This window comes from Micromonospora sp. CNZ286 (genome assembly GCF_014207755.1).
In genome coordinates, this window is record NZ_JACHIZ010000001.1 from 284,779 (window position 1) to 310,358 (window position 25,580).

A 25,580-nucleotide genomic window follows, 5' to 3' on the forward strand; every position below is an offset into this window, starting at 1 on the left:
GGTGGTTGGCCGCCATCGGCGGTCAACCACCCTCGCGCGGCGTCCAGGTCGCGGTCACCGCGATCGGCGCCATGACCCACCGCGTGGTCAGAGAATCGCTCCGGAGTCCCGGGGCGGAGCCTGGCCCACGGGCGCGACACGCCCGACCGCGGGGGTCGGCGGAAGTGGGCCTGTGCCAGCCGGTACAGGCGCCCGCAACACAGCGGCATCGAGAGAAGGAACAGAAGCCACCATGGCGGGACAGAAGATCCGCATCCGGCTCAAGGCCTATGACCACGAGGTCGTCGACTCCTCGGCTCGGAAGATCGTCGAGACGGTGACGCGTACCGGGGCGCAGGTCGCTGGCCCGGTGCCGCTGCCCACGGAGATCAACCGTTTCTGCGTCATCCGCTCGCCGCACAAGTACAAGGACTCGCGCGAGCACTTCGAGATGCGTACGCACAAGCGTCTGATCGACATCATCGACCCGACCCCGAAGACGGTCGACTCGCTCATGCGCCTCGACCTGCCGGCTGGCGTCGACATCGAGATCAAGCTGTAGGGACCGGACAAATGGACAGGCAAGTCAAGGGGATCCTGGGCGCCAAGCTCGGCATGACCCAGGTCTGGGACAACAACAAGGTTGTGCCCGTGACCGTGGTTCAGGCCGGCCCGTGCGTCGTGAGCCAGGTTCGTAGCGCCGACAAGGACGGCTACTCCGCGGTCCAGCTGGCGTACGGGGTCATCGACCCGCGCAAGGTCAAGAAGCCGATCGCCGGGCACTACGCCAAGGCGGACGTCGCGCCGCGCCGGCACATCGTCGAGCTGCGCACCTCCGACGCCGCGGACTACGCGCCGGGCCAGGAGGTCACGGTCGAGGAGTTCCCGGCCGGCGTCGTGATCGACGTGACCGGCAAGACCAAGGGCAAGGGCTACGCCGGCCCGATGAAGCGGCACGGCTTCCACGGTCTGCGTGCCAGCCACGGTGTCGAGCGCAAGCACCGCTCGCCCGGCTCGATCGGCGCCTGCGCGACCCCGGGTCGCGTCTTCAAGGGCACCCGGATGGCGGGCCGGATGGGTGGCGTGCGCTACACCGTCCAGAACCTGACCGTCCAGGCGGTCGACACCGAGAACAACCTCCTGCTCGTCCGCGGTGCCATCCCCGGCCCGAAGGGCGCGCTGGTCCTGGTCCGCACCGCGGCCAAGGCGAAGGTGAAGAAGGGCGGTGCGGCCAAGTGACCACCGTTGACGTCATCAACGTCGAAGGCGCCAAGAGCGGCTCCGTCGAGCTGCCGGCCGACATCTTCGACGCGCAGGCCAACATCGCCCTGATGCACCAGGTCGTGGTGGCCCAGCTTGCGGCGGCCCGCCAGGGTACGCACAAGACGAAGACCCGCGGCGAGGTCTCCGGTGGAGGCAAGAAGCCGTACAAGCAGAAGGGCACCGGTCGTGCCCGCCAGGGCTCGACCCGCGCGCCGCAGTTCGCCGGCGGTGGCGTGGTCCACGGCCCGGTGCCGCGCGACTACAGCCAGCGCACCCCGAAGAAGATGAAGGCCGCCGCCCTGCGTGGCGCCCTCTCCGACCGGGCCCGCGCCGGCCAGGTGCACGTCGTCGAGGCGTTCGTCTCCGGCGAGAAGCCGTCCACCAAGGCGGCCCTGGCCACGCTGACCAAGCTGACCCAGGCCCGTCGGGTCCTGGTCGTGCTGAGCAGCACCGACGAGCTGAACTGGGTGTCGCTGCGGAACCTGCGCAACGCGCGGGACAGCCGGGTGCACCTGATCGAGGCCGGCCAGCTCAACACCTACGACGTGCTGGTGGCCGACGACGTGGTCTTCACCAAGGAGGCCCTGGACGAGTTCCTGGGCGTTCCCGCCGAGACCACCGAGGAGGATGGCAAGTGAGCACGATCGCCGATCCGCGTGACGTCATCGTCGCGCCGGTCGTCTCGGAGAAGAGCTACAGCGAGCTGAACCGCAACTGGTACACCTTCCTGGTGCACCCGGACGCCAACAAGACCGAGATCAAGATCGCTATCCAGCAGATCTTCAACGTCCGCGTCCTGACGGTCAACACGCTCAACCGCGAGGGCAAGCGCAAGCGGACCCGTACCGGGTTCGGCAAGCGCAAGGACACCAAGCGCGCGATGGTGAAGCTGGCTGACGGTGACCGTATCGAGGCCTTCGGCGGCCCGGTCAGCTGAGGGGTGTAGACAATGGCTATCCGTAAGTACAAGCCGACGACGCCGGGCCGGCGTGGCTCGAGCGTTGCCGACTTCGCCGAGATCACCCGGTCGACGCCCGAGAAGTCGCTGCTGGCTCCGCTGCCGAAGAAGGGCGGACGCAACGCCCACGGCCGGATCACCACGCGGCACCACGGTGGCGGCCACAAGCGCCAGTACCGTCTGATCGACTTCAAGCGGGTCGACAAGGACGGCGTGCCGGCGAAGGTCGCCCACATCGAGTACGACCCGAACCGCACCGCGCGCATCGCGCTGCTGCACTACGCCGACGGCGAGAAGCGTTACATCATCGCGCCGAAGGACCTGAAGCAGGGCGACCGTGTCGAGTCCGGTCCGGGCGCCGACATCAAGCCGGGCAACAACCTGCCGCTGCGCAACATCCCGGTCGGTACCACCATCCACAACGTGGAGCTGCGTCCGGGCGGCGGCGCCAAGCTGGCCCGCTCGGCCGGCGTCGGCATCCAGCTGCTCGGCCGTGAGGGCGCGTACGCGACCCTGCGTATGCCGTCCGGTGAGATCCGGCGCGTGGACGTGCGCTGCCGCGCCAGCATCGGCGAGATCGGCAACGCCGACCAGTCGAACATCAACTGGGGTAAGGCCGGCCGTATGCGGTGGAAGGGCAAGCGCCCGACCGTCCGTGGTGTCGCGATGAACCCGGTCGACCACCCGCACGGTGGTGGTGAGGGTAAGACCTCCGGTGGTCGCCACCCGGTCAACCCGCAGGGTAAGCCCGAGGGCCGCACCCGTCGTAAGGGCCAGCCGAGCGACCGGCTGATCGTCCGCCGCCGCTACGCCACGCGTAAGCGCGGCTGAGGGAGATAAGACATGCCTCGCAGCCTGAAGAAGGGCCCGTTCGTCGACGACCACCTGCTCAAGAAGGTGGAGACGCAGAACGACAAGGGCTCGAAGAACGTGATCAAGACCTGGTCGCGGCGCTCGACGATCATCCCGGAGATGCTGGGTCACACGATCGCCGTGCACGACGGACGCAAGCACGTCCCGGTCTTCGTGACCGAGGCCATGGTCGGGCACAAGCTCGGCGAGTTCGCGCTGACCCGCACGTTCAAGGGTCACGAGAAGGACGACCGGAAGAGCCGCCGGCGCTGACGCCGCGGGCATACGGATAGAGGAACAAGGGGTTACAGCGATGCCAGGAAAGGGCGACGCTCCGGTGCTTCCGGGCGCGCGGGCGGTTGCGCGGCACGTGCGCATCTCGCCGATGAAGGCGCGCCGGGTGGTCAACCTCGTCCGCGGCCTGCCCGCGAAGGAGGCGCTCACGGTGCTGCAGTTCGCGCCGCAGGCTGCGAGCGAGCAGGTGTACAAGGTGCTCGCGAGCGCGATCGCCAACGCGGAGAACAACGAGCGGCTGGACCCCGACGCGCTGCTCGTCAGCGAGGCGTTCGTCGACGAGGGCCCGACCATGAAGCGGTTCCGGCCGCGTGCGCAGGGCCGGGCGTACCGGATCCGCAAGCGCACCTGCCACATCACCGTGGCGGTCGAGGCGGTTGCGGCGGCCACGCCGAAGAAGTCGGCGAAGAAGGCCGCTCCGGCCAAGCCGGCCGCTGAGGAGCAGAGCACGACGGAGGGTGCCGAGTAATGGGTCAGAAGGTTCACCCGACCGGGTTCCGGCTCGGCATCTCGACCGACTGGAAGTCCCGCTGGTTCGCGGACAAGCTCTACAAGGACTACATCGGCGAGGACGTCAAGATCCGCCGCATGATGTCCAAGGGCCTCGAGCGCGCCGGCATCTCCAAGGTCGACATCGAGCGCACCCGTGACCGGGTCCGCGTCGACATCCACACCGCCCGGCCGGGCATCGTCATCGGCCGTAAGGGTGCGGAGGCCGACCGGATCCGCGGCGAGCTGGAGAAGCTCACCGGCAAGCAGGTCCAGCTGAACATCATCGAGGTCAAGAACCCCGAGTCGGACGCGCAGCTGGTCGCCCAGGGCGTCGCCGAGCAGCTCTCCAGCCGGGTCAGCTTCCGTCGGGCCATGCGCAAGGCGATGCAGTCCGCGATGAAGAACCCCGCCTGCAAGGGCATCCGGGTTCAGGTCTCGGGCCGTCTCGGCGGCGCCGAGATGAGCCGGACCGAGTTCTACCGCGAGGGCCGGGTTCCGCTGCACACGCTGCGGGCCAACATCGAGTACGGCTTCTTCGAGGCCCGTACCACCTTCGGCCGGATCGGCGTGAAGGTCTGGATCTACAAGGGCGACGCCGTCCCGGGCCGTGAGGCCCCGGCCGAGGCCGCCCCGTCGCGCGGCCCGCGCCGTGACCGTGGCGACCGGCCGGACCGGCCGCGCCGTGGCCGCTCGGGCTCGTCCGGTACGACCGCCGGTGGAACCGAGGCCGGCCGGGCTGCCGCGACCACCATCGCGCAGCAGGCGGAGACGCCGGCCGGTGAGCCGGTCGACAGCAGCGCTGTCGCCGCAGCCGCCTCGGCTCCGGTCGGTAACCAGCCGGCAGAAACGCAGCAGGAGGGCTGACAGATGCTGATGCCGCGCAAGCCCCCGAAGGGCTTCCGCAAGCCGCACCACCCGGACCGCAGTGGCGCGTCCAAGGGTGGTAACCGGGTGGTGTTCGGCGAGTTCGGGATCCAGGCTCTCGAGCCGGCGTACGTGACCAACCGCCAGATCGAGTCGGCGCGTATCGCGATGACCCGCCACATCAAGCGTGGCGGCAAGGTCTGGATCACGATCTTCCCGGACCAGGCCCTCACCAAGAAGCCGGCCGAGACCCGGATGGGTTCCGGTAAGGGTTCGCCCGAGTGGTGGGTCGCCAACGTGAAGCCGGGGCGGGTTCTCTTCGAGATGTCCTTCCCCAACGAGCAGATCGCGCGAGAGGCGATGCGTCGCGCGATCCACAAGCTCCCGATGAAGTGCCGCATTGTTACGCGCGAAGTGGGTGAATCCTGATGGCAGCGGGCGTCAAGCCCTCCGAGCTGCGTGAGCTCTCCGAGGAGGAGCTGGTCACGAAGTTGCGCGAGGCGAAGGCGGAGCTGTTCAACCTCCGCGTGCAGGCCGCAACCGGGCAGCTGGACAACAACCGGCGGCTGCAGGTCATCCGTCGGGAGATCGCCCGGATCTACACGATCATGCGTGAGCGTGAGCTGGGTCTCTCGGCCGCGCCGACTGAGGTGACTGCATCATGAGTGAGAACACCACCGCCCCCGCGCGGTCCCGCCGCAAGGTCCGCGAGGGCCTCGTGGTCAGCGACAAGATGGACAAGACCGTCGTGGTCGAGGTCGAGGACCGCGTCAAGCACGCGCTGTACGGCAAGATCATGCGCCGTACGAGCAAGCTGAAGGTGCACGACGAGCAGAACTCGGCCGGCATCGGCGACCGGGTCCTGATCATGGAGACCCGGCCGCTGTCCGCCACCAAGCGCTGGCGGCTCGTGGAGATCCTCGAGAAGGCCAAGTAGCGAAGGCTCGAGCTCGGCCGGGTCTCGGTCGGGCGCAGGTTCCGCCAGGCTCCGGCCGCCCCGAGCGGCCGGAGAACCGGCAGACATAGGAGATAGACGTGATTCAGCAGGAGTCGCGACTGCGCGTCGCCGACAACACGGGTGCCCGGGAGATCCTGTGCATCCGGGTGCTCGGCGGCTCCGGTCGGCGCTACGCGAGCATCGGCGACGTCATCGTGGCGACCGTCAAGGACGCGATCCCCGGTGCCGGTGTGAAGAAGGGCGACGTCGTCAAGGCCGTCGTCGTTCGGACCGCCAAGGAGAAGCGGCGGCCGGACGGGTCGTACATCCGCTTCGACGAGAACGCCGCCGTCATCATCAAGGACGGTGGGGACCCGCGCGGTACCCGCATCTTCGGCCCGGTGGGCCGGGAGCTGCGGGACAAGCGGTTCATGAAGATCATCTCTCTCGCGCCGGAGGTGTTGTGACCGTGAAGGTCAAGAAGGGCGACACGGTCGTCGTCATCGCCGGCAAGGACAAGGGTGCCAAGGGCAAGGTCATCGCGGCCTACCCGCGGCAGGACAAGGTCCTGGTCGAGGGCGTGAACCGGGTCAAGAAGCACACCCGCATCAGCACCACCCAGCGTGGCGCCAAGACCGGTGGCATCGTCACCCAGGAGGCCCCGATCCACGTCTCGAACGTGATGGTCCTGGACTCCGACGGCAAGCCGACCCGCGTCGGCTACCGGATCGACGACAACGGCCAGAAGGTCCGCATCGCGCGTAGCACCGGTAAGGACCTCTGATGACCACGGCTACCGAAACCAAGACCCTGCCGCGCCTCAAGGAGCGGTACCGCAACGAGATCGTGGGCGAGCTGCAGAAGCAGTTCGAGTTCGCCAACCCGATGCAGGTTCCGCGGCTGGTCAAGATCGTCGTCAACATGGGTGTCGGCGAGGCCGCTCGCGACGCCAAGCTGATCGACGGGGCCGTCCGCGACCTGGCCACCATCACCGGCCAGAAGCCGCAGGTCCGGCGGGCCACCAAGTCCATCGCGCAGTTCAAGCTCCGCGAGGGCATGCCGATCGGCGCGAAGGTCACCCTGCGCGGCGACCGGATGTGGGAGTTCCTGGACCGGCTGCTCTCCATCGCGCTGCCGCGTATCCGTGACTTCCGCGGCCTGGACGGGCGCAAGCTCGACGGGCACGGCAACTACACGTTCGGCCTGACCGAGCAGTCGGTGTTCCACGAGATCGACCAGGACAAGATCGATCGCCAGCGGGGCATGGACATCACGGTGGTCACGACCGCCACGACCGACGACGAGGGCCGGGCGCTGCTCAAGCTCCTGGGCTTCCCGTTCAAGGAGAACTGAGATGGCCAAGAAGGCGCTGATCCTCAAGGCGGCCGCGAAGCCGAAGTTCTCGGTTCGCGCGTACACCCGCTGCCAGCGGTGCGGGCGTCCGAAGGCGGTCTACCGCAAGTTCGGTCTCTGCCGGGTGTGCATCCGGGAGATGGCCCACCGCGGTGAGCTGCCCGGCGTGTCCAAGGCTTCCTGGTAATAGCCCGGCGCGCTCCGGCGCGTCAGCTGAACTGTCTCTTCGCCGTAGGCCCCGGGCCTGGCCCGGGGAACCCCGGCGAGAAAGGTTGACGAGTTTTCATGACGATGACCGACCCGATCGCAGACATGCTCACGCGTCTGCGTAACGCCAACCAGGCGTACCACGACCGGGTGACGATGCCCTACTCGAAGATCAAGGCGAACATCGCCGAGGTCCTCAAGGCCGAGGGTTACATCGCCACCTGGTCGGTCGAGGAGCCCGAGGAGGGCGCCGTCGGCAAGCGACTGGTCGTCGAGCTGAAGTACGGCCAGAACCGCGAGCGGAGCCTGGCCGGCATCAAGCGCGTGTCCAAGCCCGGTCTCCGGGTGTACGCCAAGTCGGACGGGCTCCCGCGGGTGCTCGGCGGGCTGGGCGTGGCGATCATTTCGACGTCCCAGGGGCTGCTCACCGACCGGCAGGCCCGCAAGCGGAGCGTTGGCGGGGAAGTCCTCGCCTTCGTCTGGTAACGGGAGACAGGTAGAAATGTCGCGTATTGGACGTAAGTCGATCCCGGTGCCTGCCGGCGTCGACATCACGATCGACGGCCGGACCGTCAAGGTCAAGGGCCCCAAGGGCGAGCTGAGCCACGTGCTGGCCGAGCCGATCACGGCGGAGCGGGGCGAGGACGGCGAGCTGCACGTCAACCGGCCCAACGACGAGCGCAAGGCCAAGGAGCTGCACGGCCTGAGCCGTACGCTGGTGGCCAACATGATCGTCGGTGTCACCGAGGGCTACCGCAAGAGCCTGGAGATCGCCGGTACCGGTTACCGCGTGACCGCCAAGGGCAAGGACCTGGAGTTCGCGCTCGGGTTCTCGCACCCGGTCCTGGTTCCGGCGCCGGAGGGCATCACCTTCACGGTCGAGAAGCCGACGCTGTTCCACGTGGCCGGCATCGACAAGCAGCAGGTCGGCGAGGTCGCCGCCAACATCCGGAAGATCCGTCCGCCGGAGCCCTACAAGGGCAAGGGCGTGAAGTACCAGGGCGAGGTCATCCGCCGCAAGGCTGGAAAGGCAGGTAAGAAGTGAGCGCCACGCTGCTCAAGCGCCGCCGCGGCGTCGCCGCCAAGCGTGCCGTCGGGCGTGCGCGTCGGCACTTCCGGGTCCGCAAGAACGTCAGCGGCACCGCCGAGCGTCCCCGCCTGGTCGTCACCCGCTCCCTGCGCCACGTGGTGGCCCAGGTCGTGGACGACACCAAGGGTCACACCCTGGCGTCGGCCTCGACCATGGACGCCTCGCTGCGCGGCGCCGAGGGCGACAAGAGCGCCCTGGCCGGCAAGGTCGGCGCCCTGCTCGCCGAGCGCGCCAAGGCCGCCGGCGTCTCGAAGGTCGTCTTCGACCGCGGTGGCAACCGGTACGCGGGGCGTGTCGCCGCGCTTGCCGACGCCGCCCGCGAAGCCGGGCTCGAGTTCTAGAAACCCCGTCACGAGAGAGAAGGAAGGCTGCTGATGCCAGGTCAACAGCGCCGTGGCGGCGGGTCCGGTGGCAACGAGGGTGGTCGCCGCGACAACCGCCGTGAGGGCGGCCGCGGAAACGCGCCCGTCGAGAAGACCCCGCACCTCGAGCGGGTCGTCGCGATCAACCGCGTCGCCAAGGTCGTGAAGGGTGGTCGTCGCTTCAGCTTCACCGCCCTGGTGATCGTGGGCGACGGCGACGGCACCGTCGGTGTGGGCTACGGAAAGGCCAAGGAGGTGCCCGCGGCGATCGCCAAGGGTGTCGAGGAGGCCAAGAAGCACTTCTTCAAGGTGCCGCGGATCGGTCAGTCGATCCCGCACCCGGTCACGGGCGAGGACGCCGCCGGTGTGGTGCTGCTCAAGCCGGCCTCCGCCGGTACGGGCGTCATCGCCGGTGGCCCGGTGCGTGCCGTGCTGGAGTGCGCGGGCATCCACGACGTGCTCTCCAAGAGCCTCGGCTCGTCCAACCCGATCAACATCGTGCACGCCACGGTGGCGGCCCTGAAGGGGCTCGAGTCCCCGGAGCAGGTCGCGGCCCGTCGTGGTCTGCCGGTCGAGGACGTCGCGCCGGCCGCCATGCTGGCGTCGCGGGCGGGGGTGGCGTCCTGATGGCACGCCTGAAGGTCACCCAGGTCCGGTCCGAGATCGGGACCAAGAAGAACCAGCGTGACTCGCTGCGTTCCCTCGGTCTCAAGCGGATCAACGACGTGGTGGTCAAGGAGGACCGGCCGGAGATCCGCGGCATGATCTTCACGGTCAACCACCTCGTGAAGGTCGAGGAGGTCGAGTAATGACGATCAAGGTGCACCACCTGCGTCCGGCTCCCGGCGCCAAGACCGACAAGACCCGTGTGGGTCGCGGTGAGGGCTCGAAGGGCAAGACGGCCGGTCGCGGTACCAAGGGTTCCAAGGCCCGCAAGAACATCTCGGCGGCGTTCGAGGGTGGGCAGATGCCCATCCACATGCGCCTGCCGAAGATGAAGGGCTTCAAGAACAAGTTCAAGGTCGTGTTCCAGGTGGTCAACCTGGACCGGCTGGCCGAGCTGTTCCCGAACGGCGGCCAGGTCGGCCCGGTCGAGCTGGTCGAGGCCGGCGCGGTCCGCAAGGGTCACCCGGTCAAGGTGCTCGGCACCGGCGACCTCGGCGGCGTGTCCCTCCAGGTGTCGGCGCACGCGTTCAGTGCGTCGGCCAAGGAGAAGATCACCGCCGCCGGTGGCTCGGTCACCGAGCTGTAAGACGATGTTCATGGCGCCCGCTCAGTTGTTCGCGACTGGGCGGGCGCCATGGTCTACCGGCCACGTGTGCGCCGGGTAACATCGGATTCGGTTTATGTAGCCGGGCGCATCTGCCCGGACCGGGACCGGGCTGTTAGAGTCCGTTCCCAGCCATGGATTCCGGACACTCCGTCCGGCACCACACCCCGCCCCGCCAGGGACTCGTCACCGGCGGCCCGCGTCGCGCAGGAGGAAGAAGTTGCTGTCCGCCTTTCTCAGTGCGTTCCGTACGCCTGACCTGCGCAAGAAGCTGCTGTTCACAGTAGGCATCATCGCGGTCTACCGGCTGGGCGCCACGCTGCCCAGCCCGGGCGTCTCGTACGGCAACGTGCAGAAGTGCCTCGACACGATCCAGGGTGGCAGCACGGGTGTGCTGAACCTGCTGGATCTCTTCTCCGGTGGTGCGCTGCTCCAGCTCTCGGTCTTCGCGCTGGGCATCATGCCCTACATCACCGCGTCGATCATCCTTCAGCTGCTGACGGTGGTGATCCCGCGTCTGGAGCAGCTCCGCAAGGAGGGCCAGGCCGGGCAGGCCAAGATCACGCAGTACACCCGCTACCTGACGCTGGGCCTGGGTGTCCTCCAGGCCTCGGCGTTCGTGGCGCTGGCCCGCTCCGGGCAGCTGTTCAACAACCAGTGCGACCAGTTCCCGATCGTGCCCGAGGGCACCGGCATCCCGAACTGGCTGACCCTGAGCATCCTGGTCATGACCATGACCGCCGGCACCGGCGTGGTGATGTGGCTCGGTGAGCTGATCACCGACCGGGGCGTCGGCAACGGCATGTCCGTGCTGATCTTCACCTCGATCGCGGCCCGCCTCCCCAGCGAGGGCTGGAAGATCAAGACCACCAAGGGCTGGGGGATGTTCCTCCTCGTCATCGCCCTGGTGCTGGTGGTCATCACCGCTGTCACGTTCATCGAGCAGGCGCAGCGCCGCATCCCGGTGCAGTACGCCAAGCGCATGATCGGCCGGCGGATGTACGGCGGCACGTCGACCTACATCCCGCTGAAGGTGAACCAGGCGGGCGTCATCCCGGTCATCTTCGCCTCGTCGCTGCTCTACCTGCCGCAGCTCGCGCTCCAGTTCTTCGATCAGAACGACCCGGGCAAGGTCCAGGCGTGGATCCAGAACCACATCGTGAAGGCGAGCGCGCCGGAGCACATCGCGATCTACTTCCTGCTGATCATCTTCTTCACGTACTTCTACGTGTCGATCACGTTCAACCCGACCGAGGTCGCGGACAACATGAAGAAGTACGGCGGCTTCGTGCCGGGCATCCGCCCCGGCAAGCCGACCGCCGAGTACCTCGACTTCATCCTCAGCCGGATCACCCTGCCGGGCGCGCTCTACCTGGGCATCGTCGCGATCCTGCCGAACTTCTTCTTCATCTGGCTCGACAACCAGCAGTTCCAGAACTTCCCGTTCGGCGGCACCGCTGTGCTCATCATGGTCGGCGTCGGTCTGGAGACCGTGAAGCAGATCGAGAGCCAACTCATGCAGCGGAACTACGAAGGGTTCCTGCGGTAGATGAGACTCGTTCTGGTTGGCCCGCCGGGCGCGGGCAAGGGCACACAGGCGGAGTTCGTCGCCGCGCACCTCTCGGTGCCGAAGATCTCGACCGGTGACATCTTCCGGGCGAACGTCTCCCAGGGCACGCCGCTGGGCGTCGAGGCCAAGCGGTACATGGACGCCGGCAAGCTGGTTCCGGACGAGGTCACCATCAACATGGTGCGGGACCGGCTCGCCGAGCCGGACGCGAGCGAGGGCTTCCTGCTCGACGGCTTCCCGCGGACCACGCCGCAGGCCGCCGCGCTGGACAAGCTCCTCGCCGACCTCGGCACCGCGCTGGACCTGGTGCTGGAGCTGGTCGTCGACGACGACGAGGTGATCCGGCGGCTGTCCGGCCGGCGCACCTGCCGCGGCTGCGGCAAGATCTGGCACGTCGAGTTCGACTCGCCGAGCCGGGAGGGCGTCTGCGACCGCTGCGGCGCCGAGCTGTTCCAGCGCGACGACGACAAGCCGGAGACCATCGCCGCCCGGCTGCGGGAGTACGCCGAGAAGACCGCGCCGCTCGTGGACTACTACGGCGCCCAGGGCAAGCTGGTCGGCATCGACGCGACCGGCCCGGTGGAGGACGTCACCGTCCGCGCCATCGACGCGCTGCGCTCGTACGGCGGCTGAGGTCCCACCCGCCACCCGGCGGATAGAGTGCGAACAGCGGGGTACGTGCGACGTGCCCCGCTGCTCCGCGTACGCGTGACGAAAGGTAACCACCACCATGCGCCGTCCCCAGCTGGACATCCAGCTGAAGACCCCCGAGCAGATCGAGCTGATGCGGGCCGCCGGTCTGGTCGTCGCCCGTGCCCTGCGCCGGATGCGGGAGGCGGTGGCGCCGGGCGTGTCGACGGCCGACCTGGACGCGATCGCCGAGTCGACCATCCGCGAGGCGGGCGCCGTGCCGTCGTTCAAGGGCTACCACGGCTTCCCGGCGTCGATCTGCTCCTCGGTCAACCGGCAGGTGGTGCACGCCATCCCGTCGGCCGAGCAGGTGCTGCGCGAGGGCGACCTGATCTCGATCGACTGCGGCGCGGTGCTGGACGGCTGGCACGGCGACGCGGCGGTCACGGTGCCGGTCGGCGAGGTCGACCCGGCGCTGCTGCGGATGACGGCGGTGGCCGAGGACGCCATGTGGGCCGGGATCGCCGCCGCGGCGCGCGGTGCGGCCTCCGGCAAGGGCCGGCTCACCGACATCTCCCACGCGGTCGAGACGGCGGTCCGCAAGGGCGGCCGGTACGGCATCGTCGACGGCTACGGCGGCCACGGCATCGGCACCGAGATGCACCAGGACCCGCACGTGCTCAACCACGGGCGTCCCGGTAAGGGGCCGCGCCTGGTGCCGGGCCTGGCGCTCGCAATCGAGCCGATGATCACGATGGGCTCGCCGCGTACCGTCGAGCTGTCCGACGGCTGGACCGTGGTGACCCGGGACGGGTCGATGGCGGTGCACGTCGAGCACTCGATGGCGCTGCTGGACGACGGCGTGTGGGTGCTGACCGCCGAGGACGGCGGACGGGCCCGCCTGGGTGACCTGGTGACCAAGCGGCAGACATCGGTGGACTCCCCGGCCTGATCGGGGCCCCGGCCGCCCCGGATGACCGGCCACGTCGTGCCGGGCTGGCGATCGGGTGACATGCTTGCTCCCATGGAGGAGCGCAACCGCATGCGGGCGGCCGACGCGGACCGTGAGGCCACCGCGGAGCGACTCCGGGCGGCGTTGAACGAGGGCCGGCTCGACCTGCACGAGTACGACGACCGGCTGCGCCGGGCGTACGGGTCGAAGACCTACGGCGAGCTGGACGAGCTGCTGACCGACCTGCCCGGCGCCGGCCCGGCCGGGCGCCCCCTGCCGGCGCCTCGTGCGGCCGGGGAGGGCGGGGTCGCGGTCCCGGGCACGGAGGCCGTGAGCGGGGCGCGCAGCGCCTGGCTGCTGGGGGTCTGGGGGCCGTGGCTCAAGGTGGCCCTGATCCTCACCGCGATCTGGTTCGTCTCCCAGCTGGCTGAGGGCGAGTTCGAGTTCGACGACTACTGGCCGCTCTGGGTGCTCGGCCCGTGGGGCGCCGTGTTGCTCTACCAGACCGCGCAGGGGCTGGCCACCGGAGCGCCGGAGAAGGACGCCGAACGCCGGCGGCGCAAGCAGGTCGAGCGGGAAGCCCGCCGGCGGGCGAAGCGCGAGCTTCCGGAGACGTGACCTGCGTCATATCTGAGCCGTCCGGGTGACTGTCGCGCCGGTCGGTTTGGCGAGCACGTACGGGTCGGCGTACACTTTCTGATCGGCGCACAGCGTCCACTCCGCCATGCCCACCCTGCGCTTCGGTGGGAGTCGGAGCCGCGGCTGGCGCGGGTTTCCTGATCTTAGTCAGTTCACCCGTGTAAGACGTTGTGGGCCGTCCGGAGTAACCGACGTCAGGACAGCGGAGGACATGCCGAAAAAAGACGGAGCCATCGAGATCGAGGGTCGGGTCATCGAGCCCCTGCCGAACGCCATGTTCCGGGTGGAGCTCGCGAACGGTCACAAGGTGCTGGCTCACATCAGCGGCAAGATGCGGCAGCACTACATCCGCATCCTGCCGGAGGACCGGGTCGTCGTCGAACTCTCGCCGTACGACCTGACCCGCGGGCGCATCGTCTACCGCTACAAGTAAGCCTGACGGCGGCCGGGACGTTTCCGTGTCCGTCTTCGACGTCCGGGTCGCGCTGTGTCGCGGGTCCGGGCCAGATGGGAAGTAAGGCAACCGTGAAGGTCAAGCCGAGCGTCAAGAGGATCTGCAACAAGTGCCGGGTGATCCGCCGGCACGGCCGGGTCATGGTCATCTGCACCGACCCGCGCCACAAGCAGCGCCAGGGCTGACGCCCCACACATCACCAGCTCGTCTCAGCCGCGGTCGGGTGCGCAGCGCGTACCCCCTCGTGGTTGACCCCCGGTCGGAGGCCGGGGCCCGCTCGGGCAGCGACCGATCCCGGTCGCCGGCGTTCTTGACGCCGGAAGGACAGGGACGGCCGGTAGCGGGGTGGGACGGGTCCACACCTCCGCCACAACATCACGAGGAGTACGCCCGCACATGGCACGTCTAGTCGGCGTGGATCTCCCCCGCGAGAAGCGGATGGAGATCGCGCTCACCTACATCTTCGGGGTCGGTCGCACCCGCGCCCTGGAGACGCTCGCCGCGACCGGCATCTCGCCGGACAAGCGCGTTCGGGACCTCACGGACGAGGAGCTCGTCGAGCTCCGGAACCACATTGAGGGCAACTACAAGGTTGAAGGCGACCTGCGCCGCGAGGTCGCCGCTGACATCCGCCGCAAGGTCGAGATCGGCTGCTACGCCGGTATCCGGCACCGCCGCGGTCTGCCCGTGCGTGGCCAGCGCACCAAGACCAACGCGCGGACCCGGAAGGGCCCGAAGCGGACCGTGGCCGGCAAGAAGAAGCCCGGCAAGAAGTAACTAGGAGCGCACAGACTTATGCCACCGAAGGCTCGTGCCGGAGCCGCCGTCAAGAAGGTCCGGCGCAAGGAACGCAAGAACGTCGCCCACGGGCAGGCGCACATCAAGAGCACCTTCAACAACACCATCGTGTCCATCACGGACCCGACCGGTGCGGTCATCTCCTGGGCCTCCTCCGGCCAGGTGGGCTTCAAGGGCTCCCGCAAGTCGACTCCGTTCGCCGCGCAGCTCGCCGCCGAGGCCGCCGCGCGCCGCGCGATGGAGCACGGCATGCGCAAGGTCGACGTGTTCGTCAAGGGCCCCGGCTCCGGCCGGGAGACCGCCATCCGTTCGCTGCAGGCAGTCGGCCTCGAGGTCGGGCAGATCTCCGACGTCACGCCGCAGCCGCACAACGGGTGCCGTCCGCCGAAGCGTCGCCGGGTCTGAGAGGTTAGAGAGAGATGGCTCGTTACACCGGTGCTGACTGCCGCCGTTGCCGGCGGGAGAAGATGAAGCTGTTCCTCAAGGGCAGCAAGTGCGATGGTCCGAAGTGCCCGTTCGAGTCCCGGCCGTTCCCGCCCGGGCAGCACGGCCGCGGCCGCACGAAGGAGACGGAGTACCTGCTCCAGCTCCGTGAGAAGCAGAAGGCCCGTCGTGTCTACGGCGTGCTGGAGAAGCAGTTCCGCGGCTACTACGAAGAGGCCGTGAGCAAGGAGGCCAAGACCGGCGAGGTCCTGCTGCAGATCCTCGAGTCGCGGCTGGACAACGTGGTCTACCGGGCCGGCTACGCCAAGTCCCGGGACATGGCCCGTCAGCTGGTCAAGCACGGCCACTTCACGGTGAACGGCAAGAAGGTCGACATCCCGTCGTACCGCGTCAAGGAGCACGACATCATCGAGGTGCGTGCCAAGAGCAAGGAGCTCACCCCGTTCCTCGTGGCGCAGGGTGAGGCCGGCTCGCGGACCGTTCCGGCGTGGCTGGAGGCGATCCCGAGCCAGATGAAGATCCTCGTGCACTCGCTCCCGGCCCGCCAGGTGATCGACACCCAGGTCCAGGAGCAGCTGATCGTCGAGCTCTACTCCAAGTAAGGGCTCGTTGCGGTGGCCCGTCCTCCGGGGCGGGCCACCGGAACAGTTGTGTCGTGGGCGTCAAATAGCGGGCGCCCCGGAAGAGAAGAGAAAAGATGCTCATCAGCCAGCGACCGTCTCTCTCCGAAGAGTCGATCAACGAGACCCGCTCCCGGTTCACCATCGAGCCGCTGGAGCCCGGCTTCGGCTACACGCTGGGCAACTCGCTGCGGCGTACGCTGCTGTCCTCGATCCCGGGTGCGGCGGTCACCTCGATCAAGATCGACGGTGTGCTGCACGAGTTCACCACGATCCCCGGCGTCAAGGAGGACGTGGTCGAGCTCGTCATGAACATCAAGGAGCTGTGCGTCAGCTCCGAGCACGACGAGCCGGTCAGCATGTACCTGCGCAAGCAGGGCCCGGGCGACGTGACCGCCGGTGACATCCAGCCCCCGGCCGGTGTCTCGGTGCACAACCCGGACCTGAAGCTCGCCACCCTCAACGGCAAGGGCCGGCTCGACATGGAGCTGACCGTCGAGCGGGGTCGCGGCTACGTCACCGCGGCGCAGAACAAGCAGGCGGGCGCCGAGATCGGCCGGATCCCGGTCGACTCGATCTACTCGCCGGTGCTCAAGGTGACGTACCGGGTCGAGGCGACCCGTGTCGAGCAGCGGACCGACTTCGACCGGCTCATCATCGACGTCGAGACCAAGCCGTCGATGGGCCCGCGTACCGCGCTGGCCTCGGCCGGTTCGACGCTGGTGGAGCTGTTCGGGCTGGCCCGGGAGCTGGACGAGACCGCCGAGGGCATCGACATCGGGCCGTCCCCGCAGGACGCCCAGCTGGCGGCGGACCTGGCCCTGCCGATCGAGGAGCTGGACCTCACCGTCCGCTCCTACAACTGCCTCAAGCGCGAGGGCATCAACTCCGTTGGTGAGCTCATCGGGCGTACCGAGGCCGACCTCCTCGACATCCGCAACTTCGGTCAGAAGTCGATCGACGAGGTCAAGATGAAGCTCGCCGGGATGGGCCTGGGGCTGAAGGACTCGGCTCCGAACTTCGACCCGGCGCACGTCGTGGACGCCTTCGGCGAGGCGGACTACGACACCGACGACTACCGCGAGACCGAGCAGCTCTAGTCCGCGCTGCCGCCACACCTGAGGAGCACCAAGCATGCCCACGCCCACCAAGGGCCCCCGCCTCGGCGGCAGCCCCGCGCACGAGCGGCTGATGCTGGCCAACCTGGCCACCGCGCTGTTCCAGCACGGCAAGATCCAGACCACCGAGACGAAGGCCCGGCGGCTGCGTCCGCTGGCCGAGCAGCTCATCACCAAGGCCAAGCGTGGCGACCTCGCCTCGCGCCGCCGCGTGCTGGGCGTCGTCAAGGACAAGGACGTGGTCTACGCCCTGTTCGACCAGATCGCGCCCCGGTACGCCAACCGCAACGGTGGCTACACCCGGATCGTGAAGACCGGTCCGCGCAAGGGTGACGCCGCTCCGATGGCGATCATCGAGCTGGTGGAGGAGCTTCAGGTCGCCGAGCCGAAGGCGAACAAGAAGACCGCCGCCCGCAAGGCCGCCCAGCAGGACAAGGTCGAGGCCCTGGCCCCGGCCGAGGAGACCCCGCGCTCCAGCGCCGGTGACCAGGACGCCGAGGCGCCGGTCTCCGCGTCGGGTGACACCGCCGCCGCCCGTGAGGACAGCGACGAGGCCACCGAGAACGACAAGGCCTGACATCAGGCTCGACCGGGCCCGGCATCCCCTCGGGGGTGCCGGGCCCGTCGCCGTCGACAGGAGGTACGAGGTGGACGAGCGGACCCGGCTGCGGCTGGACGTCTCGTACGACGGCACCGACTTCTCCGGCTGGGCGCCCCAGCCGGCCCGGCGCACAGTGGCCGGCGTGCTCATGCAGACGCTGGACCTGGTGCTCGGCGCGGGCACGGCGACCGGCCTGACAGTGGCCGGGCGTACCGACGCCGGTGTGCACGCCACCGGGCAGGTCTGCCACCTCGACCTGCCGACTCCCGTGTGGCGGGAGCACGAGGGCCGGTTGCTGCGCCGGCTGGCCCGGCTCCTGCCCCCGGACGTCCGGGTACGCGCGATGACCGAGGTGCCCGCCGACTTCGACGCCCGGTTCTCGGCCACGTTCCGGCGCTACGAGTACCGGGTCACCGATGCCCCGTGGGGCGCCGAGCCGCTGCGCCGCGGGGACACCCTGGCCTGGCCGAAGCCGCTGGACCTGGCGGCCCTGAACGCCGCCGCTGCCGGGCTGGTGGGCGAGCACGACTTCGCCGCGTACTGCCGGCGCAAGGAGAACGCCACCACGCTGCGCGAGGTGACCCGGCTGGACTGGCGGCGCGACCCGGACGGGATCCTGGTCGCCACCGTGCAGGCCGACGCGTTCTGCCAGAACATGGTGCGCAGCCTGGTCGGGGCGATGCTGGTGGCGGGCGACGGGCGGCGGCCGGTCCAGTGGCCAGCCGGCCTGCTGACCCGCCGCGAGCGCTCCAGCGAGGTGACTGTGGCGCCCGCGCACGGCCTCGCCCTGGTCGCTGTGGGCTACCCGGGCGACCCGGCCGAGTACGCCCGCCGCGCCGAGGAGACCCGCCGGTTGCGGGTGCCGGTGGCCGAGGGCTGAGCCAGGCTCAGTCCGTGCCCCGCTGACCGGCGCTGTCCTCGGCCGAGTCGGCGTCGGGCTGCCCGGCCGTGCCGGCCGCCGCGCGACGGTCCAGCACACCCCGGTTGAGGTGCAGTTCGACCAGGTCGTACATGATCTCGCGGGCGGTCGCGTCGTCGCTCGGGATGCGTTCCCCGTCGGCGCGGGTGACCAGGCAGAAGGCGACGTAGTGTCCGCGTACCTGCCAGGCGACCCGGGCCGCGGCCTTCTCCACCGCGTCGGTGTCGTCGCCCGCCGCCATGCCACGGAACCGTCCCTGGCGCGCGTCGAGCAGCGGCCGGATGCGGTCGCGTACCCGCTGGGCGGTGGCCACGTCGGTGAGGTTGAACAGACCGGCGGTGATCAGGTGGTCGCCGTCGGGGGAGCGGAGCGTGCCCCGCACCACCTGGTTGCAGCCGAGCCGGACCAGCAGGTCGGCGATCTCGCCGGTGGCCGCGACCTGGCACTTTGTGCTGGCCTGGGTCTTCAGCACCCGGTAGGCCGGTTTCCCGTCGGTGACCACCAGGTCCTTGGTCGGGAAGACCTCCTTGGCGGTGAGCGACGCCTGGTCGGTGTCCCGGGAGTCCAGGTCGGTGCCGCCGGACGGTGTGCTCGACTCGGTCGGCTGCGGGGTCGGCTGGCCCGCCGGCGGCGTGGTGGTGCGTTCGTCGAGCAGGGCCGCGACGGCGAGCCCGGTGAGCGAGAGCAGGAGCAGTACGGCGGCGCCGCCGACGAGCGTCTGCCAGAACCGGCCGCCGCCGCGGCGTTCGGCGCGCCGGGTCCGGGGCAGTTCGGAGACGTCGGCGGCGCGGGCGGTGGGGCTGGCCGGGATCGGCACCGTCGGCCGGTTCGCCGCCGCCGGTACGGGTGCCGGCATGGGCGGCGCGGGCTGCGGCACCGGGGAGGGCTCCCGTGGTGGAGCGGGCCGTCCCGGTGTCGGCGCCGGGGCCGGTGGCGCGGGAACGGGTGCGCGGGCGTCGTCCGCCACCGCCTGCCCGCCGGGGTCGGCCTGCTCGGCCGCGCCGGTCGGCGGCAGCGCCGCTTGCGGGCGTGGCGGCGGGGGCAGCGACGGCGTGGGGAAGCGGGAGCGTGACGGACCCGCGGGCGGGGGCGTGGCTGCGGGCCCGTTCGGGGCCGACCCGGGCTTCGGGTACTCCAGGAAGGCGTCCTCATCGGACTCGTACCGGTACACCATGTGGCATAGAGTAGGACTGATTGTCCCTTTCAGGGGTAATATCGGGAAATTCTGGCGGAGTGGCGTGCGACCCCGCCCGTGACACCGTCGCCGGAACCCCTGCGGCCCGGTGCGAGAATGCGGGCGTGACCGGCGACCACTACTTCACAGCTGAGCCCTCGACCCCGGCCCGCCCCCGCGAGGTCGAGTTCACAGTCGCCGGGCGCGACTACACGCTCGCCTCGGCCGGCGGCGTCTTCTCCGCCGACCGGCTCGACCCGGGCACCGCCGTGCTGCTGCGCAAGGCCGACCTGCCGGCCGCCGACGTCAGCGATGCGCTGCTCGACATCGGCTGCGGCTTCGGCCCGATCACCTGCGTCCTGGCCACTGTCGCGCCGAAGGCCACCGTCTGGGCCGTGGACGTCAACGAGCGCGCCCGCGCCCTCACCACCGCCAACGCGGCAAGGGTCGGTGCCGCCGACCGGGTACGCGCCGTCGCGCCCGACGACCTGCCGGACGACGTCACCTTCAGCCAGATCTGGTCCAACCCGCCGATCCACATCGGCAAGCCGGAACTGCACGGCCTGCTGCTGCGCTGGCTGCCCCGCCTCGCCCCGGACGGCGTGGCCTGGCTGGTCGTCGCCCGGCACCTCGGCGGCGACTCGCTGCACCGCTGGCTGGTCGAGCAGGGCTGGTCGGTCGAGCGGCACGCCAGCCAGAAGGGCTACCGGGTGCTGCGGGTCACCCGGTAATCCGGTGTCGTCCACCGACCCGGCTCGGGCAGGATGCCCGCGTGGGATACGTGGACGTGGCAGGAGTAGGGCACATCCTCCCGGACGGGCGTGAGCTGTTCAGCGACGTGTCGTTCCGGGTCGGTGAGGGTGCCAAGGTGGCGCTGGTCGGCCCGAACGGCGCCGGCAAGACCACGCTGCTGCGGATGGTCGCCGGTGACCTGCCGGTGAAGACCGGCGCTGTCGCCCGCTCCGGTGGGCTGGGCGTGATGCGGCAGTTCATCGGCATGATCGGCGACGAGTCCACGCTCGCCGACCTCGCCCTGTCGCTGGCGCCGCCGGCGCTGCGCGACGCCGGGCGGCGGCTCGCCGAGACCGAGGCGGCCATGCGGGCGGCCGAGGTCCGCGGCAAGTACAGCTCCGCCGCCGCCAAGACCCAGCTCGCGTACGCCGAGGCGCTCGCCGCCTGGGGCGAGACCGGCGGGTACGACGCCGAGGTCCTCTTCGACACCGTCGCCACCATCGTGCTCGACCTGCCCTGGGACAGCGCCCGGGAACGGCCGGTCCGCACGCTGTCCGGCGGCCAGCAGAAGCGCTTCGCGCTGGAACTGCTGCTGCGCGGCCCCGACGAGGTGCTGCTGCTCGACGAGCCGGACAACTTCCTCGACGTACCCGGCAAACGCTGGCTGGAGGCGCGCCTGCGCGAGTCGGGCAAGTCCGTGCTCTACGTCTCGCACGACCGGGAACTGCTGGCGCAGACCGCCGACCGGGTCGTCGCGGTGGAGGGCGGCAGCGCCTGGGTGCACCCGGGCGGCTTCGCGAGCTGGCACGAGGCACGGGTGGCCCGGCACGCCCGCCTCGACGAGCTGCGCAAGCGCTGGGACGAGGAGCACCAGAAGCTGCGCGAGCTGATGCTGATGTACAAGCAGAAGGCCGCGTACAACGACGGGATGGCCTCCCGCTACCAGGCCGCGCAGACCCGGTTGCGCAAGTTCGAGGAGGCCGGGCCGCCGCCCGTACCCCCGAAGGACCAGGACATCCGGATGCGCCTGACCGGCGGGCGGACCGGCAAGCGCGCGGTGATCGCCGAGCAGTTGGAGCTGGACGGCCTGACGTACCCGTTCGACCTGGAACTCTGGTACGGCGACCGGGTCGCGGTGCTGGGCGCGAACGGCACCGGCAAGTCGCACTTCCTACGGCTGCTGGCCCGGGGCGGCACCGACCCGGAGCCGGGCAACACGCCTGTGGACGGCGCCGCCGCGCTCGCACCTGTCGCCCACGGCGGCGTGGTCCGGCTCGGCGCACGGGTCCGGCCCGGGCACTTCTCGCAGACCCACGACCGGCCGGAGCTGATGGGCAAGACGCTCGTCGAGGTGCTGTGGCGCGGCGACGACCACCGGGCCGGCATGGACCGGCACGCCGCGATGGCGGCGCTGTCCCGGTACGAGCTGGCCGGCCAGGGCGACCAGCGGTTCGGCACGCTCTCCGGCGGACAGCAGGCGCGGTTCCTGGTGCTGCTGCTGGAGCTGTCCGGGGCGACGCTGCTGCTGCTCGACGAGCCCACCGACAACCTCGACCTGGCCTCGGCCGAGGCGCTGGAAGCCGGGCTGACCGCGTTCGAGGGGACTGTGGTCGCGGTGACACACGACAGGTGGTTCACCCGTACCTTCGACCGGTTCGTGCTGTTCCGGGGCGACGGCGACGTGGTGGAGACGCCGGAGCCGGTCTGGGACGTGGGGTGATCGACCGGGACCTGGCCGACCGGCTGTGCGCGGTGGACGGCGTGGTCGCGGTGGCGCTCGGCGGCAGCCGGGCCCGCGGCGAGCACCGGCCCGACTCCGACTGGGACGTGGGCCTCTACTACCGGGGCGCGCCGGACCTGGCCGGGCTGCGCGCGGTGGCCGCCTCGATCGCCGACGGGCCGGTGGACCTCACCGCCCCGGGCGGCTGGGGACCGTGGGTCGACGGGGGCGGCTGGCTGCGCGTCGGCGGGGTGGCGGTGGACTGGATCTACCGCGACCTGGACCGGGTGCACCGGGTCTGGGCGGACTGCCGGGCCGGCCGCTACACGGTCGAGGCGCAGGCCGGGCATCCGCTCGGTTTCTACTCGCACGCGTACGCCGGGGAGGTGGCGCTCGGGCGGGTGCTCGGCGACCCGACCGGCGAGCTGACCGCGCTGCGGGCCGAGACCGTCGACTACCCGCCCGCGCTCGGCGCCGCGCTGGTCGCCGGTGGCTGGGAGATCGGGCTGCTGCTCGACGGCGCCGCGAAGGGCGCCGCAAGGGGTGACGCCGGCTACGTGGCGGGCTGCCTGTTCCGGGTGGTCGGCGTGCTGGTCCACGCGCTGCACGGCCGGGCCGGGCGGTGGCTGGTCAACGAGAAGGGCATGATCGTCTCCGCCGGGCGCCTGCCCGGTGCGCCGCCGGACTTCGCCGAGCGGGCGCAGGCGCTGCTGGGCGCGGTGGGGCGTACCCCTGAGGAACTGGCGGCGACGATCGGTGCCGCCCGGACGCTGGCCGACCAGGTGCTGCCGCTGCCCGGATGACACCCGGGCAGCGGGCATAGGGTGGATCTCGTGAGTGAGATGACCTATCGCCGGCTGGGCGACTCCGGGCTCGTGGTGTCAGTTGTCGGCATCGGCTGCAACAACTTCGGCCGCAAACTCGACCTCGACGGCACCCGGGCGGTGGTGGACGCCGCGCTCGACGCCGGGATCAACTTCTTCGACACCGCCGACATCTACGGCGAGCCGCAGGGCGCCTCCGAGGAACTGCTCGGCCAGGCGCTCAAGGGCCGCCGCGACGACGTGGTGGTGGCCACCAAGTTCGGCATGGACATGAACGGCGCGAACGGGCCGGACCACGGCGCCCGGGGCGCCCGCCGCTACATCGCCCGCGCGGTCGAGGCGTCGCTGCGCCGGCTCGGCACCGACCACATCGACCTGTACCAGATGCACGAGCCCGACCCGGGCACCCCGATCGACGAGACGCTCGCCGCGCTGGACGACCTGGTGACCGCCGGCAAGGTGCGCTACCTCGGCAACTCCAACTTCGCCGGGTGGCAGATCGCCGACGCCGACTGGACCGCGTCGTCGCAGGGGCGTACCCGGTTCATCTCCGCGCAGAACCACTACTCGCTGGTGGAGCGCGGGGTGGAGGACGAGGTGATCCCCGCCTGCGAGCGGTTCGGCCTCGGCATGCTGCCGTTCTTCCCGCTCGCCAACGGGCTGCTCACCGGCAAGTACAAGCGCGGCGAGGCGCCCCCGGCGGGCAGCCGCCTGGCCGGTGGCGGCCGGTACGCCGAGCGGCTGGCCGCCGCGCGCTGGGACGTCATCGAGGCGATCGAGGCGTACGCGGCCGAGCGCGGCATCAGCATGCTCCAGGTGGCCATCGGCGGCCTGGCGGCCCGTCCCGCCGTGACGTCGGTGATCGCCGGCGCGACCACTCCCGACCAGGTGAAGGCCAATGCCGAAGCCGGGACGTGGCAGCCGTCCGACGACGACCTGACCGCCTTGGACGCCATCCTCTGACCGTCCCTGCCGGTACATACGCGCCCGCTCGCGCGTCGGGGGTGCGCCCGCTCGCGCGTCGGGGTGCGCCCGCTCGTTGGCGTGCGAGCGTCGGGGCTTGCCCCGCGCGGCGTGCGCCCACCGTGGCCCGCCCGCCCGCCCGCCCGCGCGCCCGCGCGCGGAGGCACCCGTGGCGTTCCACTCAGGGGCAGCGCTCACGATGAGTGGAACGGTATGGGTGTCAAGAGGGCCCACAGACACCCACGGCGTTCCACTCGTCGCCAGATTCAGTCGCGAGTGGAACGCCATAGGTGTCTGTGGGCGGCCTCCTGACGCCCGTGCTGTCTTGGGCGGCCCGCTCCGGCCAGGTGGCGGGTGGCGGCCGGGGGCGCGGCGGGGCGAGACTCGGGCCTGCGGGGCTGCGGGGCTGTGGGGCTGCGGCTGTGGGGCTGCGAGGCTGTGGGCTGTGGGCTGCGAGCCGGGGTGCGGGGGGCTGCGGGTGCGGATCAGTGGTTTGCCGCGGCGGCGCGACGTTCTGCCAGGGCCTGGCGCACCAGGGCGACAGTGGCGTCGGGCCGGCGTAGCACGTCGTCGACGGTGAACCGGAGCACGACCCACCCGGCCGCGCGGAGCGCGTTCAGGCGCGCCACGTCCCGCCGGAAGTGAGCCCGTTCCCGGTGGTGGTCGCCGTCGTACTCGACCGCGAGGCGGAGAGCCGGCCAGGCCAGGTCCACCCGGGCCACGAAGCGTCCGCCGGCGTGCACCTCGTGCTGGGCGGTCAGCGGGCCGAGACCGGCGTCGAGGAGGAGCAGCCGCAGCCGCGTCTCCATCGGGGACTCGCTCAACGGCTCGGCCATCGTCAGTACCTCGCGCAGCAGCGGAGCGCCCGGCCAACCCGGCCGGTCGGCGGCGTAGGCCCGCAGGACGGGCAGCTTCACGACCCGGCGACGCAGCAGCGCGTCGACGGCGACCAGCGCCTCGGCGAGTGAGCCCTGCCGGCCCAGGTCGAACGCGGTACGCAGCGGGGTCGTGACCGGCAGCCCCGCGAACCGGGTGCGGTCCGACTCGGGCAGGGGCGACCGGGTCACCAGCAGCCGTGGATGAGGACGCATGCGGGCCGGGCTCGGCAGCAGCACGGTGACCGGCGCGTCGCGGCTGAGCACGTCCGTGCCGAACAGCCAGGCGGCGCTGCGTCCCGCCAGTGCGGCACCCGGCGGCAGGCGCAACGCCACCGCCTCGCACCACATCCGGTGGTCGTCGGCGCGGTGTCCGTCCCGGTGCACGTACACGTCCGGCAGCAGGCGGATCCAGGTCGGCCCGCGCAGCATCGTCCAGGTGAGCAGTCCTTCGGAGACGGCATGGCTGCCCCGGAACGGCAGGATCGCCAGGCGGCGCGGGACACGGGCGGGAACGGACATCCCGGCAGCGTGTCGTGACGAGACGATCACCTGTTGCCCCGGTACGGCATGTGAACGGTTCCTGGGAAAAACCTCACCCGGGGTTCCGTACGGGCGGGAGGCGT

The 25,580-nt window shown here is 70.4% G+C and carries 39 protein-coding genes; 37 read left to right on the plus strand and 2 right to left on the minus strand.

What is annotated here, in order from left to right; genetic code table 11:
* Positions 1–232: 232 nt before the first annotated feature.
* From rpsJ to truA, 33 genes are all read left to right on the plus strand, one after another.
* Positions 233–541, plus strand: a complete 309-nt coding sequence (gene rpsJ / locus FHX31_RS01405; protein WP_007073037.1) for a 30S ribosomal protein S10 — start codon at positions 233–235, stop codon at positions 539–541.
* An 11-nt stretch (positions 542–552) separates the two neighbouring features.
* Positions 553–1,218 (plus strand): 50S ribosomal protein L3, encoded by a 666-nt coding sequence (gene rplC, locus FHX31_RS01410; protein ID WP_013288634.1) that lies wholly within the window; start codon positions 553–555, stop codon positions 1,216–1,218.
* Positions 1,215–1,880, plus strand: coding sequence for a 50S ribosomal protein L4 (gene rplD / locus FHX31_RS01415; RefSeq protein ID WP_013288633.1), 666 nt, complete (start codon positions 1,215–1,217; stop codon positions 1,878–1,880). Before rplC ends, rplD begins: the two co-directional genes overlap by 4 nt.
* The gene (gene rplW, locus FHX31_RS01420; RefSeq protein ID WP_013288632.1) at positions 1,877–2,179 is read left to right on the plus strand and encodes a 50S ribosomal protein L23; all 303 of its coding nucleotides are present in this window, start codon (positions 1,877–1,879) and stop codon (positions 2,177–2,179) included. The genes rplD and rplW overlap by 4 nt, the downstream gene beginning before the upstream one ends.
* A gap of 12 nt (positions 2,180–2,191) precedes the next feature.
* Positions 2,192–3,031, plus strand: coding sequence for a 50S ribosomal protein L2 (rplB, locus tag FHX31_RS01425; protein ID WP_013288631.1), 840 nt, complete (start codon positions 2,192–2,194; stop codon positions 3,029–3,031).
* A gap of 12 nt (positions 3,032–3,043) precedes the next feature.
* Positions 3,044–3,325 (plus strand): 30S ribosomal protein S19, encoded by a 282-nt coding sequence (gene rpsS, locus FHX31_RS01430; protein ID WP_007073032.1) that lies wholly within the window; start codon positions 3,044–3,046, stop codon positions 3,323–3,325.
* 40 nt (positions 3,326–3,365) lie between these two features.
* A complete protein-coding gene (gene rplV / locus FHX31_RS01435) occupies positions 3,366–3,815 on the plus strand; it encodes a 50S ribosomal protein L22 (RefSeq protein WP_013288630.1) in 450 nt (149 codons plus the stop codon).
* Positions 3,815–4,702, plus strand: coding sequence for a 30S ribosomal protein S3 (gene rpsC / locus FHX31_RS01440; protein ID WP_013473694.1), 888 nt, complete (start codon positions 3,815–3,817; stop codon positions 4,700–4,702). The genes rplV and rpsC overlap by 1 nt, the downstream gene beginning before the upstream one ends.
* Positions 4,703–4,705: 3 nt before the next feature.
* On the plus strand, positions 4,706–5,131 hold the full coding sequence (gene rplP / locus FHX31_RS01445; RefSeq protein WP_007465292.1) for a 50S ribosomal protein L16: 426 nt from the start codon (positions 4,706–4,708) through the stop codon (positions 5,129–5,131).
* Positions 5,131–5,367, plus strand: a complete 237-nt coding sequence (gene rpmC, locus FHX31_RS01450; protein ID WP_013288628.1) for a 50S ribosomal protein L29 — start codon at positions 5,131–5,133, stop codon at positions 5,365–5,367. Before rplP ends, rpmC begins: the two co-directional genes overlap by 1 nt.
* Positions 5,364–5,639 (plus strand): 30S ribosomal protein S17, encoded by a 276-nt coding sequence (gene rpsQ, locus FHX31_RS01455; protein ID WP_013288627.1) that lies wholly within the window; start codon positions 5,364–5,366, stop codon positions 5,637–5,639. The genes rpmC and rpsQ overlap by 4 nt, the downstream gene beginning before the upstream one ends.
* Positions 5,640–5,737: 98 nt before the next feature.
* On the plus strand, positions 5,738–6,106 hold the full coding sequence (gene rplN / locus FHX31_RS01460; protein WP_007073026.1) for a 50S ribosomal protein L14: 369 nt from the start codon (positions 5,738–5,740) through the stop codon (positions 6,104–6,106).
* A complete protein-coding gene (gene rplX, locus FHX31_RS01465) occupies positions 6,103–6,423 on the plus strand; it encodes a 50S ribosomal protein L24 (protein ID WP_013288626.1) in 321 nt (106 codons plus the stop codon). Before rplN ends, rplX begins: the two co-directional genes overlap by 4 nt.
* Complete coding sequence (gene rplE / locus FHX31_RS01470) at positions 6,423–6,992, plus strand: 50S ribosomal protein L5 (RefSeq protein WP_013288625.1); 570 nt, start codon at positions 6,423–6,425, stop codon at positions 6,990–6,992. Before rplX ends, rplE begins: the two co-directional genes overlap by 1 nt.
* Position 6,993: 1 nt before the next feature.
* Positions 6,994–7,179, plus strand: coding sequence for a type Z 30S ribosomal protein S14 (locus tag FHX31_RS01475; RefSeq protein WP_007073023.1), 186 nt, complete (start codon positions 6,994–6,996; stop codon positions 7,177–7,179).
* A 98-nt stretch (positions 7,180–7,277) separates the two neighbouring features.
* A complete protein-coding gene (gene rpsH, locus FHX31_RS01480) occupies positions 7,278–7,685 on the plus strand; it encodes a 30S ribosomal protein S8 (protein WP_013288624.1) in 408 nt (135 codons plus the stop codon).
* 16 nt (positions 7,686–7,701) lie between these two features.
* Positions 7,702–8,244, plus strand: a complete 543-nt coding sequence (gene rplF, locus FHX31_RS01485; protein ID WP_013288623.1) for a 50S ribosomal protein L6 — start codon at positions 7,702–7,704, stop codon at positions 8,242–8,244.
* Positions 8,241–8,630: a 50S ribosomal protein L18 gene (gene rplR, locus FHX31_RS01490; RefSeq protein ID WP_013288622.1), complete on the plus strand. Its 390-nt coding sequence runs from the start codon at positions 8,241–8,243 to the stop codon at positions 8,628–8,630. Before rplF ends, rplR begins: the two co-directional genes overlap by 4 nt.
* A 33-nt stretch (positions 8,631–8,663) precedes the next feature.
* A complete protein-coding gene (rpsE, locus tag FHX31_RS01495) occupies positions 8,664–9,278 on the plus strand; it encodes a 30S ribosomal protein S5 (RefSeq protein ID WP_013288621.1) in 615 nt (204 codons plus the stop codon).
* The gene (gene rpmD, locus FHX31_RS01500; protein ID WP_013473693.1) at positions 9,278–9,460 is read left to right on the plus strand and encodes a 50S ribosomal protein L30; all 183 of its coding nucleotides are present in this window, start codon (positions 9,278–9,280) and stop codon (positions 9,458–9,460) included. Before rpsE ends, rpmD begins: the two co-directional genes overlap by 1 nt.
* On the plus strand, positions 9,460–9,903 hold the full coding sequence (rplO, locus tag FHX31_RS01505; protein WP_013288620.1) for a 50S ribosomal protein L15: 444 nt from the start codon (positions 9,460–9,462) through the stop codon (positions 9,901–9,903). Before rpmD ends, rplO begins: the two co-directional genes overlap by 1 nt.
* Before the next feature lie 238 nt (positions 9,904–10,141).
* Positions 10,142–11,470: a preprotein translocase subunit SecY gene (gene secY / locus FHX31_RS01510; RefSeq protein ID WP_013288619.1), complete on the plus strand. Its 1,329-nt coding sequence runs from the start codon at positions 10,142–10,144 to the stop codon at positions 11,468–11,470.
* Complete coding sequence (locus FHX31_RS01515) at positions 11,471–12,124, plus strand: adenylate kinase (protein WP_013288618.1); 654 nt, start codon at positions 11,471–11,473, stop codon at positions 12,122–12,124.
* A 97-nt stretch (positions 12,125–12,221) separates the two neighbouring features.
* Entirely contained in the window at positions 12,222–13,073 is an 852-nt protein-coding gene (gene map, locus FHX31_RS01520) for a type I methionyl aminopeptidase (protein ID WP_013288617.1), read from the plus strand.
* Between the two features lie 72 nt (positions 13,074–13,145).
* Positions 13,146–13,691, plus strand: a complete 546-nt coding sequence (locus tag FHX31_RS01525) for a DUF1707 SHOCT-like domain-containing protein (RefSeq protein WP_030269335.1) — start codon at positions 13,146–13,148, stop codon at positions 13,689–13,691.
* Between the two features lie 232 nt (positions 13,692–13,923).
* Complete coding sequence (gene infA / locus FHX31_RS01530) at positions 13,924–14,145, plus strand: translation initiation factor IF-1 (RefSeq protein ID WP_007073013.1); 222 nt, start codon at positions 13,924–13,926, stop codon at positions 14,143–14,145.
* Positions 14,146–14,237: 92 nt separating this feature from the next.
* The gene (gene rpmJ / locus FHX31_RS01535; RefSeq protein ID WP_012184307.1) at positions 14,238–14,351 is read left to right on the plus strand and encodes a 50S ribosomal protein L36; all 114 of its coding nucleotides are present in this window, start codon (positions 14,238–14,240) and stop codon (positions 14,349–14,351) included.
* Between the two features lie 211 nt (positions 14,352–14,562).
* Positions 14,563–14,943, plus strand: a complete 381-nt coding sequence (rpsM, locus tag FHX31_RS01540) for a 30S ribosomal protein S13 (RefSeq protein ID WP_013288614.1) — start codon at positions 14,563–14,565, stop codon at positions 14,941–14,943.
* A gap of 18 nt (positions 14,944–14,961) precedes the next feature.
* Positions 14,962–15,369, plus strand: a complete 408-nt coding sequence (rpsK, locus tag FHX31_RS01545) for a 30S ribosomal protein S11 (RefSeq protein ID WP_013288613.1) — start codon at positions 14,962–14,964, stop codon at positions 15,367–15,369.
* A 14-nt stretch (positions 15,370–15,383) separates the two neighbouring features.
* The gene (rpsD, locus tag FHX31_RS01550) at positions 15,384–16,010 is read left to right on the plus strand and encodes a 30S ribosomal protein S4 (RefSeq protein WP_013288612.1); all 627 of its coding nucleotides are present in this window, start codon (positions 15,384–15,386) and stop codon (positions 16,008–16,010) included.
* 95 nt (positions 16,011–16,105) lie between these two features.
* The gene (locus FHX31_RS01555; protein WP_007073009.1) at positions 16,106–17,128 is read left to right on the plus strand and encodes a DNA-directed RNA polymerase subunit alpha; all 1,023 of its coding nucleotides are present in this window, start codon (positions 16,106–16,108) and stop codon (positions 17,126–17,128) included.
* Positions 17,129–17,162: 34 nt separating this feature from the next.
* Positions 17,163–17,723 carry a 50S ribosomal protein L17 gene (rplQ, locus tag FHX31_RS01560; RefSeq protein ID WP_013288611.1) on the plus strand — a complete coding sequence of 187 codons (561 nt, stop codon included), beginning with the start codon at positions 17,163–17,165 and terminating at the stop codon, positions 17,721–17,723.
* Positions 17,724–17,793: 70 nt separating this feature from the next.
* Positions 17,794–18,627 (plus strand): tRNA pseudouridine(38-40) synthase TruA, encoded by an 834-nt coding sequence (gene truA / locus FHX31_RS01565; protein ID WP_013288610.1) that lies wholly within the window; start codon positions 17,794–17,796, stop codon positions 18,625–18,627.
* A gap of 7 nt (positions 18,628–18,634) precedes the next feature.
* Here the strand turns inward: truA and FHX31_RS01570 are convergent, their stop codons facing one another.
* On the minus strand, positions 18,635–19,840 hold the full coding sequence (locus tag FHX31_RS01570; RefSeq protein WP_276315982.1) for a hypothetical protein: 1,206 nt from the start codon (positions 19,838–19,840) through the stop codon (positions 18,635–18,637).
* Between the two features lie 125 nt (positions 19,841–19,965).
* Here FHX31_RS01570 and FHX31_RS01575 point away from each other — a divergent pair, with 125 nt between their 5' ends.
* Genes FHX31_RS01575 through FHX31_RS01590 form a run of 4 tightly spaced genes read left to right on the plus strand, consistent with a single transcriptional unit; the run spans position 19,966 to position 24,079 of the window.
* Positions 19,966–20,571: a class I SAM-dependent methyltransferase gene (locus tag FHX31_RS01575; protein WP_184974734.1), complete on the plus strand. Its 606-nt coding sequence runs from the start codon at positions 19,966–19,968 to the stop codon at positions 20,569–20,571.
* 41 nt (positions 20,572–20,612) lie between these two features.
* Positions 20,613–22,292, plus strand: coding sequence for an ABC-F family ATP-binding cassette domain-containing protein (locus FHX31_RS01580; RefSeq protein WP_013288607.1), 1,680 nt, complete (start codon positions 20,613–20,615; stop codon positions 22,290–22,292).
* Positions 22,289–23,095, plus strand: coding sequence for a nucleotidyltransferase family protein (locus tag FHX31_RS01585; RefSeq protein WP_184974737.1), 807 nt, complete (start codon positions 22,289–22,291; stop codon positions 23,093–23,095). Before FHX31_RS01580 ends, FHX31_RS01585 begins: the two co-directional genes overlap by 4 nt.
* Positions 23,096–23,116: 21 nt before the next feature.
* On the plus strand, positions 23,117–24,079 hold the full coding sequence (locus FHX31_RS01590; RefSeq protein WP_184974740.1) for an aldo/keto reductase: 963 nt from the start codon (positions 23,117–23,119) through the stop codon (positions 24,077–24,079).
* A gap of 485 nt (positions 24,080–24,564) precedes the next feature.
* On the opposite strand, the gene FHX31_RS01595 is transcribed toward FHX31_RS01590, so the two are convergent.
* A complete protein-coding gene (locus FHX31_RS01595) occupies positions 24,565–25,476 on the minus strand; it encodes a DUF559 domain-containing protein (protein WP_184974743.1) in 912 nt (303 codons plus the stop codon).
* Between the last annotated feature and the right edge of the window lie 104 nt (positions 25,477–25,580).